Origin of the sequence: Candidatus Fermentibacter sp. (genome assembly GCA_030373045.1) — a bacterium.
In the GTDB taxonomy this organism is placed as follows: domain Bacteria; phylum Fermentibacterota; class Fermentibacteria; order Fermentibacterales; family Fermentibacteraceae; genus Fermentibacter.
In genome coordinates this window covers 43,370-57,518 of record JAUCPW010000005.1, presented here as the reverse complement: position 1 = coordinate 57,518, position 14,149 = coordinate 43,370, and the positions used below count along the sequence as shown (strand labels likewise).

General features: G+C 68.3%; 15 protein-coding genes. 14 read left to right on the top strand and 1 reads right to left on the bottom strand.

What is annotated here, in order from left to right:
* Positions 1 to 77 precede the first annotated feature (77 nt).
* On the bottom strand, positions 78 to 1,775 hold the full coding sequence (locus tag QUS11_02060) for a S8 family peptidase (protein MDM7992076.1): 1,698 nt from the start codon (positions 1,773 to 1,775) through the stop codon (positions 78 to 80).
* 183 nt (positions 1,776 to 1,958) lie between these two features.
* Between QUS11_02060 and QUS11_02055 the strand changes: the two genes are divergently transcribed.
* From QUS11_02055 to QUS11_01990, 14 genes are all read left to right on the top strand, one after another.
* Positions 1,959 to 2,954 (top strand): hypothetical protein, encoded by a 996-nt coding sequence (locus QUS11_02055; GenBank protein MDM7992075.1) that lies wholly within the window; start codon positions 1,959 to 1,961, stop codon positions 2,952 to 2,954.
* A 65-nt stretch (positions 2,955 to 3,019) separates the two neighbouring features.
* Positions 3,020 to 4,111, top strand: coding sequence for a family 10 glycosylhydrolase (locus QUS11_02050; GenBank protein ID MDM7992074.1), 1,092 nt, complete (start codon positions 3,020 to 3,022; stop codon positions 4,109 to 4,111).
* Positions 4,108 to 4,866 carry an MBL fold metallo-hydrolase gene (locus QUS11_02045; GenBank protein MDM7992073.1) on the top strand — a complete coding sequence of 253 codons (759 nt, stop codon included), beginning with the start codon at positions 4,108 to 4,110 and terminating at the stop codon, positions 4,864 to 4,866. Before QUS11_02050 ends, QUS11_02045 begins: the two co-directional genes overlap by 4 nt.
* Before the next feature lie 15 nt (positions 4,867 to 4,881).
* The gene (locus tag QUS11_02040) at positions 4,882 to 5,406 is read left to right on the top strand and encodes an outer membrane beta-barrel protein (GenBank protein ID MDM7992072.1); all 525 of its coding nucleotides are present in this window, start codon (positions 4,882 to 4,884) and stop codon (positions 5,404 to 5,406) included.
* A complete protein-coding gene (locus tag QUS11_02035; GenBank protein ID MDM7992071.1) occupies positions 5,403 to 6,035 on the top strand; it encodes a hypothetical protein in 633 nt (210 codons plus the stop codon). The genes QUS11_02040 and QUS11_02035 overlap by 4 nt, the downstream gene beginning before the upstream one ends.
* A 3-nt stretch (positions 6,036 to 6,038) precedes the next feature.
* A complete protein-coding gene (locus QUS11_02030; protein ID MDM7992070.1) occupies positions 6,039 to 7,379 on the top strand; it encodes an SLC13 family permease in 1,341 nt (446 codons plus the stop codon).
* Positions 7,379 to 8,449: a 3-dehydroquinate synthase family protein gene (locus QUS11_02025; GenBank protein ID MDM7992069.1), complete on the top strand. Its 1,071-nt coding sequence runs from the start codon at positions 7,379 to 7,381 to the stop codon at positions 8,447 to 8,449. Before QUS11_02030 ends, QUS11_02025 begins: the two co-directional genes overlap by 1 nt.
* A complete protein-coding gene (gene tatC, locus QUS11_02020; GenBank protein MDM7992068.1) occupies positions 8,446 to 9,165 on the top strand; it encodes a twin-arginine translocase subunit TatC in 720 nt (239 codons plus the stop codon). Before QUS11_02025 ends, tatC begins: the two co-directional genes overlap by 4 nt.
* 15 nt (positions 9,166 to 9,180) lie before the next feature.
* Positions 9,181 to 9,894: a glycosyltransferase family 2 protein gene (locus tag QUS11_02015; protein ID MDM7992067.1), complete on the top strand. Its 714-nt coding sequence runs from the start codon at positions 9,181 to 9,183 to the stop codon at positions 9,892 to 9,894.
* A gap of 249 nt (positions 9,895 to 10,143) precedes the next feature.
* On the top strand, positions 10,144 to 10,395 hold the full coding sequence (locus tag QUS11_02010) for a hypothetical protein (GenBank protein MDM7992066.1): 252 nt from the start codon (positions 10,144 to 10,146) through the stop codon (positions 10,393 to 10,395).
* Entirely contained in the window at positions 10,392 to 11,561 is a 1,170-nt protein-coding gene (gene dinB / locus QUS11_02005) for a DNA polymerase IV (GenBank protein MDM7992065.1), read from the top strand. Before QUS11_02010 ends, dinB begins: the two co-directional genes overlap by 4 nt.
* A gap of 30 nt (positions 11,562 to 11,591) precedes the next feature.
* On the top strand, positions 11,592 to 12,275 hold the full coding sequence (locus tag QUS11_02000; protein ID MDM7992064.1) for a lamin tail domain-containing protein: 684 nt from the start codon (positions 11,592 to 11,594) through the stop codon (positions 12,273 to 12,275).
* 52 nt (positions 12,276 to 12,327) lie between these two features.
* Positions 12,328 to 13,110 (top strand): DUF72 domain-containing protein, encoded by a 783-nt coding sequence (locus QUS11_01995; protein ID MDM7992063.1) that lies wholly within the window; start codon positions 12,328 to 12,330, stop codon positions 13,108 to 13,110.
* Between the two features lie 78 nt (positions 13,111 to 13,188).
* Positions 13,189 to 14,145 (top strand): WD40 repeat domain-containing protein, encoded by a 957-nt coding sequence (locus QUS11_01990; protein MDM7992062.1) that lies wholly within the window; start codon positions 13,189 to 13,191, stop codon positions 14,143 to 14,145.
* The last annotated feature ends 4 nt before the right edge of the window (positions 14,146 to 14,149 follow it).

Genomic DNA, 14,149 nt, shown 5'->3' with positions numbered 1-14,149 from the left:
CCCCCCCCCCCCCCCCCCCCCCCCCCCCCCCCCCCCCCCCCCCCCCCCCCCCCCCCCCCCCCTCGTTTGTCCGGGTCCTACCTTACCACGGTCATCCTGGCGGTGTCGGACACGCTTCCGACGGTGGACCGGATGAAGTAGATGCCGTTGCCCAGATCAGACGGGACGGTCCAGCCGAAGGCGTGCGTGCCCGCCTCGACTTCGCCGAGCGTAGAGCCGGCCACGATGCGGCCGGACAGGTCGAACACCTCGATCTCCACCCTGCCTGCCTCACCGGTGTAGATCTCGAACAGGGCCGTCTCGCCGACCGGGTTCGGATAGACGGCGCTCATGGCAAGGCCGGGCGCGACGACGGGTTCGAGGGCGGTCTCGACCCCCACCGCGATGGCGGCCTGCACCGCGGCGAGCGCGTCGATGCGGCCGGAGCCCGTGGCGTTGTCCTTGCCGGCGGGCAGGAGGTCGAGGGCGGTCTGCTCCATGATCTGGTCGATCTGGGAGACTGTAAGGTTCGGGTTGGCGTCGAGCATGAGGGCGGCCACGCCGGCGACGTGGGGGGTCGCCATCGAGGTGCCGTCCATGGATTCGTACCCGCCGCCCCAGGAGGTGCTGATCACGCCCACGCCGGGACCGGAGATGTCCGGGTCGATCAGCGGCGCGGCAACCGTGTAGTCCGGCCACCAGGTGACGGGGCCGCGGCTGGAGAAGGATGCCACCGTGTCGTTCGAATCGGTTGCACCCACCGTGACCACGGCGGTCTGGCCGCCGTGCTGGGTCTGCTGGGGATGGAACCAGGGCGGGGGCGCGTCGCCGCTGGAGAGGACCGTCCCTATGCCGGGGCCGTCGTTGCCCGCGGCCACGCTGTGGAAGACGCCCGCGGTCAGGAGGCTGGCCTCGGCGTTGCGGAGCGTCGTGTTGCCGTGGGTGGAGCCGAGCGACATCGTGAGAACGGCCGCCCCGTTCTCGGTCCCGAACTCCATCGCCTCCACCCAGGTGTTCTCGCCGCCGTAGTAGTAGTTGATGCGCAGGGCCATGCACTGCGCCCCGGGGGCGACTCCGGTCTGCGTACCGCCGGTGCCGTCGCCGAGCACCGAGCCGGAGACGTGGGTGCCATGGCCGTAGTCGTCCATGGGATCCCAGTCGTCGTCGTAGAAGTCGTACCCGCAGTGGCCGGAGCCGTCGTCCCACATCTGGTTCGCCAGGTCCGTGTGCTCGTAGTCGGTGCCCGTGTCGATCACGCCCACCACGACTCCGGTGCCGTCGTAGCCGAGGGCCCAGACGTCATCGGCGTTTATCTTGGTGACGCTCCAGACTATGGCCTTGTCGAGCTCCTCGCCGGTCGCTGGATGCCTGTCCACGGGTTCGATGAGACCGGCCTCCGGGTCGGCCGCGCTCTCGACGAGGACCACGTCGGTCCTCGCAGCGAGGGCGGTTATGAGGGCGGGCGAAGCCTCGCAGTAGACCGCGTTCGCCAGCCAGTGGCTCTGGATCCCGGACACGGAGCCCTCGTCCCAGCGGCCGAGCTCGTCGAGAACGCCTGCCTGGGAGACGCCCGCGATGTCCTGCAGGGCGTCGACCACGAAGGCCTGCCTCTCGGCCCTGGTCATGCCTGCAGTCACCGAGCCGATCCAGGAATCGTCCAGGCCGCCCTGCACGAGTACGAACACCGGCAGGAGGTCGTCATCCCCGGCGAGCGCCAGCTGGTGCTGGAGGTCGGGGGCGATGGCGCCGGCCATCGCGACGGCCGAGAACGCGAGGATCAATCCGAAAGTCCTCACAGGTCGTCTCCTCTCGTTTCTGGTGAATGGCGCCTTCGATACGAATGGAACATACCGGCCCCGGGCGTCGACAACAATGCCGGGTACGAGGGCTCCTGCGCCGCGGCGAGTTGTCGGTGCCGGGCCATCCCGGTAGAATCGGGGGCAGACCCGGAACGGCACCTGTATTACGAGGAGGACCACTTGAACGGCCTTGGCAGGATGTCCGTCCTCGGCTGCGGCCGATGGGGGAGCTTCCATCTCTGGTACGGCAGCAGGTGCGGGCTCGTCGTCACGGGATGGGAGCCCGCGGATTCCGAACCCTTCCGGGTGCTCGCGGAGAGCAGGGCGAACCGGCATCTCGCCCTGCCCCCGGATGTCGTCCTCACAACCGACCTCGACTCCGCACTGGAGACCGACATCCTCGTCATCGCCACCCCTTCGTCCGAACTGGGCGGGATCTGCTCCCTCCTGGGCGGGCGTGATCTCTCCGGGATCCATGTCGTCCTCTGCATGAAGGGCCTCGAGAGGGGCACCGGCAGGCGGCTGTCCGAGGTCTTCAGGGCGAACGGCCCCGAGCCCGCGAGCCTGTCGGCCTGGGTCGGTCCCGGGCACCCGTCCCTCCTGGCTGCAGGCCAGCCTACCTGCATGCTGATCGCCTCCGACGACGATGCGGCCTCGACCCTCCTGGCCGACCGGCTGGGGAGCAGGCTCGTCAGGCTCTACAGGTCCGCCGACATGACGGGATGCGAGCTGGGGGCGGCTTCGAAGAACGTCGTCGGGATAGCTGCCGGGCTCCTGGACGGCCTGGGCTGGCAGGGGCTCAAGGGCGCCCTCATGGCCCGCGCCCCGCTGGAGGTGGCCAGGCTCGTGGCGGCTCTGGGCGGCGACTGGCGAAGCGTCTTCGGCCTCTCGCACCTGGGCGACTATGAAGCCACGCTGTTTTCTCCGCTGAGCCGGAACAGGCTGATGGGAGAGTGCCTCGCGACGGGAAGACCCTATACCGAAGGCCTCGCCGAAGGGGTCGAGACCTGCGGCGCCCTCCTCCTGCTGGCCTCCCGCGCCGGTGTCGAGATGCCGATCACCGCGGCCGTGGGAAGGGTGCTGGACGGTTCGACAGGCCCGCAGGATGCAATTGCAGGGCTCTTCGACAGGCCGCTGAAGGACGAGTTCCCACGCTCCGCCGGAGGCGTCCTCTGAACGCGCTGGCCCTGGCGTCGGTTCTTGCGCTCGGCGGAACCGGCGCGGACATGCGGTACTTCTGGATGTCCGCCGACGGGCTGGAATCGGAGGCGAGGATCGACAGCCTGGTCGGGCTCGCTGCGGCGTCGGGCGCGAACGGCATCATCGTGCAGGTGATGGGCAGGGGGGAGGCATGGTACGTCTCCGACGTCCTCCCCGAAGCCCGTGTGCTAGACAGGTACGATCCCCTCGCCCGGGTCCTGCTCCGGGCCGGACCGCTCGGTCTCGAGGTCCATGCCTGGGTGAACGCCTTCCTGTCGTGGTCCGCGCCCGATCCGCCGGCCGACCCAGCTCACGTCCTCCTGGCCCATCCCGAGTGGTTCCTGGCCGATCTGCGCGGCAGATCGTCCGCCGACTACTCCCGCTCGGAATGCGAGGCCGCGGACATAGTCGGGGCGACCCTGTCGCCGGCCATCCCCGCCGTGAGGTCGCGCCTGGCAGCGATCTGCGCGGAGCTCGCCTCCGAATACGACCTGGACGGCATCCATCTCGACTACATCAGGTACCCGAACGCCTCGTTCGGATTCGAACCCGCCGCCCGGGCCGGTTTCTTCCTGGCCTCCGGCGTCGATCCGGTCGACCTGTATCCTGCGCCCGGCAGGACGAGGCCCGCGGTCGAGGGCATGGGCGAGGCCTGGCGCGGCTACAGGGCGGCGCAGGTCACGGAGAGCGTGAGGTCGGCGCGGGCCGCGGTGAGGTCGGCCGATCCATCGCTGACGTTCTCCTGTGCCGTGATGGCCGATCCCTCGTCGGCCCTGACCGACTACGCATGCGACTGGCAGGGCTGGCTCGGCGGCGGGCTGGTCGATTTCGTCTGCCCCATGGCCTATACCACGAACCAGTCCAGAGCCGGGGAGCTGGCCGTGTCCACCACGCAGGAAGAGCCCGGGAGGGTGGTCTACGGCGTGGCCGTCTACAACCAGAGCGTGACATCCGCCCTCGTCGGCGCGCGCGCGGCGCGTGCACACGGCGCCGGCGGCATCTGCGTCTACAGCGTCAACACTCTTGCTCCCGCCGACTCCGCCGCTCTCGAGGAGTTCTGGGGGGGAGGAACCGCCGCCCGTCATCCCCTCGACCCCGGGCTTTTCCACATGACCGCCAGGATACCGTTTTGAGGCTCTTCATGCTGGCCAGCGGCTCGGACGGCAACTGCATGCTCGTCGAGCACGACGGGTACTCCATCCTCATGGACGCCGGGCTCTCGTGCAGGGAGATCGGGCGCAGGATGGAGGAGGCGGGTGCGGGAGGGATGCAGCCTTCCGCCCTTTTCCTCACGCACGAGCATTCGGACCACGTCAGGGGCGCCAGGGTGACGGCGAGGAGATACGGCCTGCCCGTCGTCTGCAGCCCCGGAACCGCCCGAAGGACTCCGGGTCTGGCCGACGTGCCATCGGTGCGTCCGCTGGCCCCCGGTTCCTCGACCTGCGAAGGCCCCTTCACCGTCAGGAGCTTCCTCCTGCCACATGACGCGGAGGAGCCCAGTGGATATGTAATCGAGTGGGAAGGCGGCCGGCTCGGCATCGCGACCGACCTCGGCTGCTGGAGCCACCTCGTGGCGGAGAGCCTCGCGGGATGCACGGGTCTGGTGCTCGAGTTCAACCACGACGAGGAGATGCTCTGGAACGGCGGGTACCCCTGGCCCCTCAAGCAGAGGATCGCCTCTTCGAGGGGGCATCTCTCGAACGCCAGCGCATCCTCGCTGCTGGCGAGGGTCTCCCACGGGGGGCTGGGCTACGTGGTGCTGGCGCATCTCAGCAAGGAGAACAACAGGCCGCCGCTCGCCCTCGAGGCGGCGGGCGCGGCGGCGGGTTTCTGCGGGGAGATCCTGGTCGCGGGTCCCGAAAGGGCGTTCGAAGCCCCGCGCATCTAGTGTGAGGAGGTTCCCTTGAGGCTTACGCTCGCGCTTCTCGCGGCCCTGTGCGCTGCCGCACCGGCGGAGATCACGGCCGGCATGTCGGCCGGGCCGGTGTTCCCTGCCGGAGGCTGGGGGGACAACATCGGTACCGGTCTGGATCTGCAGGTCTTCGGGCGCTGGATGTTCAACGACAGGTTCGGAGCCGGCCCGGGGGTCTCCCTGTCGATGTACGGCGACGAATACGACGGCGACGCCTCTCTCACGGTGCTGACCCCGGAGCTGAGCGCGGCCTTCCATCTCAGACCCGGGGCGGCGAGCTTCAGTCCCGGCCTCGAAGCCGGGATCGGGTACTCCCGTTCGAAGCTCGAAGCGGGGAACGGCAGCGATCCGGCGTCGTGGGACCCGTCCTGGCGAGCCGGGTTCCGATGGGAGTTCGGCATGGGCGCCGGGTTCAGGGGTGCCGCAGGATTCGACTTCAGGGGAGTTCTCGCCGAAGGCGAGTCCGGGGACGCGTTTGCGCTCGTCTTCAGGGTCTCGAGGGAGGTCCTGCGATGAAGAGGCTGTTACCCCTGCCCGTGCTGCTCCTGGCCGCCTGCGGGAGCAATCCTCTCTATCTGAGGCTCGGCGCGGACTACTATCCCGTGACGACGATCGGGAACCAGTGGGAGTACGAGGTCGAGGGCGGCGGTTATCTCATCACGACGGTGATAGACCAGACCGTCATCGGCGAGCGCACCTGCTACAGGCTCCAGACCGGCGCCGGCTATGCGTACTGGGCAGCCGAGGATGGCCGGCTCGACCACTACGAGGACCACAGGGTCGTGTTCAACGGATACGAGGTGCCGGTGCTCCAGGCCTGGGTGACGTATCTCGACTTCCCGCTCTGCACGGGCCAGTCAAGGGTCGATTCCGCATCGACGTACGTGACGGCGCAGGGAGTCACGATCAGCCACAGGTGGAGACGCGAGACCACCGTGTCCGGCCTGGGGCAGCTCGGCTCCTGGGACGAGTGCTACATCATCCAGCAGCAGGAGAGGACCATCGACTGGGTCCAGACCGGAGGGTTCGACCCCGAGACGCTTCTCGTGGAGAGGACGCTCTGGCTGGCACCCGACGTGGGCCTGGTCAGGAAGGTGACTCCCGACAGCACGATCACGCTGACGAGCTTCACTCCCGGGAGCTGACGCTTGCCCGGAGCCTGGATCTTCTCGGCCGCCTTCGTGCTGGTATACATCTACATCTCGACCGCCGGGCGCCTCAGGGGCCCGGCGGTGTGGTGCGCGGCGGCCCTGGCCTCCGCCGCATGCGCCATCGCCGGTGACTCTCCCGATCTCGCCGCACTCATGGGACGGGTCGACGTCAACATCCTCCTCATCTTCTCCGGCATCATGCTCCTAGCCGAGGTGCTGATCGAGACCAGGGCGCCCGCGTGGGCGGCCGAGAGGATAGTCTCGGTGTCCGGCACGCTGGGGAGGGCGTCGCTGCTCATCTGCGTCCTGGCGGGGGCGGTTTCGATGTTCGTCGAGAACGTCGCCACCGTGATGATCCTCGCACCGGTGGCCCTCGCGCTCTCGCGCAGGCTCGAGGCCGACCCGGTCCCCCTCCTGATCGGCATCGCCATCTCCAGCAACCTCCAGGGCACGGCAACCCTGGTGGGGGACCCCCCCAGCATGATACTGGCGGCGTCCGAAGGCCTCTCGTTCAACGATTTCTTCGTGCTGGACGGCATGCCCGGGATCTTCTTCGCCGTCCAGTGCGGGGCGGTCGCCTCGTTCTTCGTGCTCTGGCGGGTCTTCGGGAGGAGCAGGAGGGCGGTCGCCTGGAGCGGGGCCTCGGAGGTATCGAGCTGGGTCCCCGTGGTGATACTGGCCCTCGTTGTCGCGGGGCTTGCGCTGACAGGCTTCAAGGGCTCATCCGGCCCCGTGTCGGGCCTGATATGCGCCGCGGGAGGGCTGGCTGCCCTGACCTGGCATACCCTCAGCCACAGGGGGGTGCTGCCCGGGATCTTCAGGGCGAGGAAGGCCACGGACCTCGAGGAGGTCCGGGGCTCCAGGCAGATCGTGAGGGGCTTCGACCTGGACACGGTCATCCTGCTGGCGGGCATCTTCTTCATGGTGGGCGCCCTGGAGGAGTACGGCGTGGTCGACGCGATCGGCAGGTTCATCGCGGGGCTTTCGGGCGGCAGCGCCTTCGGGGCGTTCGCCCTGATCGTGATCTCATCGGTCGTGGTCAGCGCGTTCGTCGACAACGTCCCGTTCGTCACCGCCATGCTGCCCGTCGTCCACTCGGTCGCCTCGGACCTCGGCATCGCCGACTGGCGCTTCCTGTCGTTCGGCATGCTGATCGGGGCCTGCCTCGGCGGGAACATCTCGCCCGTGGGGGCCTCGGCCAACATAGTTGCAGTGTCCATGCTCAGGAAGGAAGGATACAGGGTGTCCTTCGGCAGATTCGCAGCTCTGGGGCTGCCCTTCACGCTGGCCGCAACCGCGGCGGGGGCGGCGTTCATCTGGTTCGTCTGGGGCCCCTGATGGAGCGGGAGATCCTCAGGCTGGGCTGGAGCGTCGGCAGGGAGACGCGCGTGGTGGCCGCCCGGGACTTCAGGGGCTTCTGCCGCGACTGCTCGGGCAGGCGCGTGTTCCTCGTGGCCGACGCCCGGGTGATGAGCCTGCATTCGCAGGCGATCTTCAGGGGAGTGGGCGACAGGCTGCTCGGAGCCTTCGTGATGGAGTCCTCCGAGAGGCTCAAGACCCCCCGGACGCTGCATGCGATCTGGTCCGAGATGCACAGGGTCGGGCTGGCCAGGAACGACGTGGTGCTGGCGGTCGGAGGCGGCATAGTTCTCGACGTGGGCGCATTCGCAGCATCCACGTGGGCGAGGGGGACGCGGCTGGTGCTCGCGCCCACCACTCTCCTGGCGCAGGTGGACGCCTGCCTGGGCGGAAAGACCGCGATCAACGTGGCCGGCACCAGGAACCAGGCCGGCACCTTCTATCCCGCAGAACTGGCCTGGATCTGCGCCGAGATCCTCACCACCCTCCCGGAGAGGGAGTACAGGTGCGGGTGCGGCGAGATACTGAAGGCCGCCATACTCAGCGGGGAGCCCGAGCTGCGGGAGATAGCCGGCGGCCTGCCGCTGCCCGGGCGCGAGCGCACGGAGTGGAGCCGCAGGGCCGCCGCCGCCTGCCTGTCCTTCAAGGCCCGCATCGTGGAGGCCGATCCGGAGGAGCATGCCGGAAGGATACTCCTCAACCTCGGGCACACGCTGGGGCATGCTCTCGAGAGCGCCACCGGATTCGGCCTGAACCACGGCGAGGCAGTAGCGCTGGGCATCCTGGCCTCGGCGGCCATGGCGAGGCGCCTGGGCGCCCCCGCCGATTTCTGCGAAGAGGTGCTGTCCTGCCTCTGCGGCCTGGGGCTTCCGGTCAGGCTCCCCAGGCGGGTGACGGGCATCGGCAGATTCCTCAGGCGCGACAAGAAGGCCCTCCCCGAAGGCACGCGGTGGATACTCCCATTCGGCTGGGGTGACTGCAGGCCGACGCTCCTGCCTCGCGACCTGGAAGGCGAACTCCTGGCTGGGGCGCTGGAAGAGCTGGCGTGAGGAGGGGAGCCGAGGGCTCCTTCTGGGACCATCTGGAGGAGCTCCGGAGGAGGCTGCTGTTCGTGACCGCCGCCGTCGCGGCATGCACGGCCGCGGCCTTCGCGTTCAGCGGCAGGCTGATGGGTTTCGTGCTCTCCACCTCCCCCGTCGGGCTCCAGACCCTGTCGCCCTACGAGGCCATCACCGCCAACCTCAAGCTGTCTCTGACGGCTGGCCTAGTGGCAGCTTCGCCGTTCGCGGCGTGGCACGCCTGGAGGTTCCTGTCCCCCGGGCTCTACCCTGCGGAGCGCAGGGTGCTCCTGTGGGGCTTCGCCCTTTCGGTCATGCTGTTCCTGGGCGGGGCGGCCTTCAGCCTGCTCGTGCTGCTGGAACCGACCCTCGCGCTGTTCAGGAGCTTCGAGGGGGGCATCGTGACGGGGAGCTGGACCCTGTCGAACTTCATGTCCTTCCTGGTCCAGTTCGTGCTCGTATTCGGGGTCTGCTTCGAGCTGCCGATGGTCGTGCTGCTGCTGGCCTGGCTCGGGATCGTGGAGCCGAAGACGCTTGGAAGGTACAGGCGGCACGTCATAGTCGGCCTTCTGGTGCTCGGAGCGATCCTCCCGCCCAACGACCCGCTGACGCAGGTGCTGCTGGCCGCGCCGCTCTACGTCCTGTACGAACTGAGCATCCTGGCGGCCCGGGTCGTGATCCGCAGGAAACCGGAAGAGGTGCATTGAATTGGAGGCGGTCCCATGCTGACGATCCCCCGCGGCACGACACTCGAACTGATCATCCCCGTGTTCAACGAGGAGGGGATCCTGGAGGCCCAGCTCGTGCCCGTGCTCTCGGACCTGCCCGAAGGCGCCTTCGTCACGGTGGTCGAGAACGGATCGACGGACGGGACTCCGGAACTGCTGGACGGCCTGGCGGCACGCTTCCCCTGCCTGAGGACCATCCGGCTGTCCGAGCCCAACTACGGGCTCGCGATGCGGAGGGGGCTGACCGGGGCGTCAGGCACGATAGTCATCACGGACGACCTGGACGTCCTGGACGGGGATTTCTGGCAGCGCGGGCTGGAGGCTCTCGAAACCGGTCCCGTGGACATAGTCCAGGGCTCCAAGGTCCTGGCGGGGCGCAACGACAGGCGGCCGCTCGTCAGGAAGGCGGCGACGCTCGCGCTCACCGTGTGTCTCAGGCTGATGCTGGGCTACAGGGGGACCGACACCCACGGCCCCAAGGTGATGCGCCTCGAGAGCATCCGCACGATACTGCCGGCATGCGGCATGGAGCTCGACATCTTCCCCACGGAGCTCGTGGTCAGGGCTCAGAGGGCCGGCCTCGCGGTGAGGGAGATACCGATCCACCTCCGCGAGATCAGGGCTACTCCGTTCCCTCTCCGGAAGAGGGTGCGCCGCGCGCTGCGCGACCTCTGGCGCCTCAGGAGGGCGCTCCGCCGCGGGGACTGACGCCCCACGCCCACCCTCGAGAACGCCACCCCCCAGGACGCTTTTAACTCCTTTAACTTTCTCCTCGACTCTCACCTGCAGGGATGATGCCGGTCATCCCGGTCGGCCTCGTCATATCGTTGTAAAAGAAGGTCTTATGGCTTGGAAGGACTCCGAGCGGGCCGGAGAAAGTTAAAGGAGTTAAAAGCGTTCTCGAGGGCTTGACATGCAAACAGATGTTTGTATCATCGGCCCGGAGGTGTTCCGGGAGTGACGGAGGAGATACTCGAGAACGTCGAGGTGATCTGCTGGTTCCGCAGCGGATGCGTGCTGCCCTGCCGCTTCCGCTGGAACGGGCGGGTCTACAGGGTGGCGCGGGTGTCCTCCTCGTGGGAGAGCCGCGACGGCGTCTACAGGAACCTCCACTACATGGTGAACACCATGTCCGGCGACGCCTACGAGATCCACCTCGACACGTCGAGCATGAGCTGGCGCCTCGACTATGGGTATGGTGCCACGTGAGCGCCATCACGCCGGGGAACCCGCCGGGCAGGACCATCCTGCATGTCGACATGGACGCGTATTTCGCCTCGGTCGAGACGCTGGGCAGGCCCGAGCTGCAGGGCAGGCCCGTCATAGTCGGCGGGAGCCCGGCGTTCCGCAGCGTCGTCTCCTCGTGCAGCTACGAGGCCAAGGCCCTGGGGATAAGGTCGGGCATGCCCATGCTGCAGGCCCTCCGCCTCGCCCCCGGTGCCGCGGTGGTCGAGGGCGACCACCACAAGTACTCCTCCTACACGAAGCGCATCCTGGCGATCCTCCTCGAGGTCACCCACAGGGTCGAGCCGGTGAGCATCGACGAGGCCTTCCTCGATGCGTCCGGCCTGCCGTACGACCCGGCCGCCCTCGCGATCGAGCTCCAGCATCGGATACTCGACAGGACCGGCCTCTGGGCCAGCGTCGGGATAGGGCCCAACAAGCTCCTCGCCAAGATGGCCTCGAAGAAGGCCAAGCCGAGGGGCATAAGGTTCCTCGATCCGGACGACATCACGGGTTTCGACGTGGAGAGCATCTGGGGGGTGGGCCCCGGCACGGCCGCCATCCTGCGCGGATACGGCATCGCCACCATCGGGAACCTCAGGGGGCTCCATCTGCCCATGCTCAGGATCATGCTCGGCGTCGCGGGGGAGGCTCTCTACTTCCTCTCCCGCGGGATCGACACCAGGGAGATACGCCCCTTCTACGAGGAGGAGCCCCCGAAGTCCGTCAGCCACGAGCACACGTTCGTCCGCGACGTGCGCAACCCGTCCGAGTACCTTCCGGTGCTCGCCCTGCTGGCGCAGAAGGTCGGGCGCAGGGCCAGGGACGAGGGCTTCGCCGGCAGGACCGTCACTCTCAAGTACAGGCTGCCCGACCTGTCGCACCACTCCAGGGTCAGGGGGCTGGGGAGCCCCACCGACCAGGACCAGACTATATTCCACCTGGCAAGGGAACTGGCCGCGGAGGCCGTGAAGGGGCCGGTGAGGCTCCTGGGCATAGCCCTCGGCGACCTCTCGCCCGTCACGTGCCTCCAGCTCGACCTGTTCGACGGGGGCTCGGACGGGCTCAACAGGGCGGCCGACATGGTCAGGCGGAAGTACGGCGAGAGGGCCGTCGTCAATTGCAGGGCCCTGTCCGCGATACGCCACTGAGCGTGCGGCGGGCCGGAATGGAGTGGAGAGATGAGCGGTAAGGGTCTTGTCCTCGCGTCCGCCCTGGCGGCCGTGTTTTCCGGCGCCGCGGCTGCGGACGTGATCATCAACGAGATCATGTTCAACCCCTCGACCGCCCTGGGTGACGACACGGCCTTCGAATGGGTGGAGATCCACAACAACGGATCGTCCTCCGTGGACATCTCCGGCTGGACGATGACCGACCTCGACACCGGATCGGGCGCGATCTTCCCCGCCGGCACGAGCATCCCAGCCGGAGGCTACAGGGTGCTCGCGCGCGACGCGGCCTCCTTCGTCGGCCACTACGGCGGCTCCGTTCCCCTGATCGACTGGACGGGCAGCTGGGGCTCGGGCCTGAGCAACACCGAGGACGAGGTGCTCCTGCTCGACGCCTCCTCGGCCGTCGTCGACTCGCTGATGTACGACGACACCACCGCATGGGGCTCCGACTACGGCGACGACAACACGTATGCCGACTGCGACGGCGACGGGGCCTCCCTCGAGCGCCTCGACCCGGCCGACCCCAGCACCGATCCCGGCAACTGGGACAGCAGCATCGACGAGGCCAGCGGCATACCCGACGCCAACTGGTCAGGGCACGACGAGTCCCACGGCACGCCGGGCGCAGTCAACAGCATCTCGATAATCTCGCTCGAATCGCAGACCTGGGCTGGGATCAAGACGGACCTCTGATCCGGACCTCTTCTCCCGAACGGGGGAGGACGGCAGTGCGGGGGGCGCCCCGGTGCGCCCCCCGTTCCGTCTCGGCACCTCGGGCTACAGCTTCGACGACTGGAAGGGAGCGTTCTATCCCCCGGGGACGAGCGGGGCGGGGATGCTCCCCTTCTACGCCCGCGAGTTCGACATCGTGGAGATCAACAGCACGTACTACCGGATCATGGATCCGTCCTCCTCGGCCGGGATGGTGGCGAGGACCCCGGAGGGCTTCGGGTTCGCGGTGAAGCTCCATTCCGGCATGACCCACGCCATGGACGCCGGGGATGCCCAGTGGAAGGCCTTTTCGGAGATGCTCGGGCCCTTCCGGGAGGCGGGCAGGCTGGAATGCCTCCTCGCCCAGTTCCCGTTCGCGTTCAGGTGTTCGGAATCGTCGCTGGCCCGCGTGGGGGAGATCGTCGAGAGGTGCGCTCCCGTCCCCCTGGCCGTGGAGTTCAGGCACGACTCGTGGTACGCGGACGGGCTGGCCGGCATCGAGGCCGCGGCCTCGTCCGGGGCTGCCCCCGTCTCGGTCGATCTGCCGGCCCTCCCCGGACTGCCGCCGCGGGTGCCCGTGGGCGGCGCCCCCTTCGGGTACGTGCGCTTCCACGGCAGGAACGCCCGGGACTGGTGGGGCGGCGGAACACTTCGCTATGACTACGGATACAGCGAGGAGGAGCTCAGGTCCTGGCTGCCGGGCCTCTCGGAGCTGTCGGGCAGGGCCGGCAAGGTGTTCGTCTTCTTCAACAACTGTCACGGAGCGCAGGCGGTAGACAGCGCGAGGATGATGCGCGGCCTCCTGAACGGAGTGTGAGGTGTCTCCTTCGGTTTCCACGATCTGCCACGGAGTGCAGGCGGTAGACATGATGCGAGGCCTGCTGGAGGGTGGAGCATGAGGCGTATCCTGTTCTCTCTTGCGGCGCTCACGGTACTGCTGGCCCCGGGGTGCGGCACCACCGGACCGAGCTTCACCGTCGACTTCCCCTTCTTCTACCTGCAGGACGTCGACTGCGGGAATACTCCCACGGTCTGCGCGTTCATGAGCGACGGAGGCGACGGGCTGGCCTGCGCCGGGAGCGACCTGTACTTCCTCGATCACGGCCAGGGCTACGTCCTCGCCAAGGTGGACCTCGGCGTGCCGCTCTCGTGCTGCACCGCGTCGTCGGAGGGGGGATTCGCGGCCGCGGCCTCGGGCCTCCAGTTCTTCTACGTCAGTGACGAGACCTACGCGGAGCACGATCCGATCCTGCTCGACGCCCCGGCCTCGTTCCTGCTCACGAAGCCGTACGGCACGGTCATCTACGCGGTCTGTGCGGACGGCTCGGTCTCGACGGTGTCGACGGTGGGCACGCAGTGGTCCCAGATCTCCAACGATCCCACCGGAGTGGGGCAGCCCTCGGCCGCCGCCATCACCTCCGACGGGTCGGTGATCTTCGTGGCAGATGCCGCCGACAGCACTATCAAGGCGCTCGACCCCTCCGGGTTCGGGACGCTCGCGGAGGCGTACGTCGGATGCCCCGTGGCCGACATGTGCGCATCCCCCGCGGGCGGAGCGTTCGCGGCCCCGTCGGACCTGCCGGAGGTCTGGCACCTCGACCAGTCCACCGGCCTGCACGACTACACGGTCGGCCTCCCCGGGACGCCGGAATGCATCGCCGTCACTCCCGATGCGCAGTACATCTTCGCCGGGTGCACCGGGCACGGCATCGTGGTGGTGGACATGCAGGGGGAGATCCAGGCCCAGACCGGGAGCTACGGCCAGCCGTCGGACATCGCCGTGTCGGGCGACGGCCAGAGGGCGCTCTACTGCTCCCCGGACCTGATGAAGCTCCTGATGGTCTCCCGCTGACCCG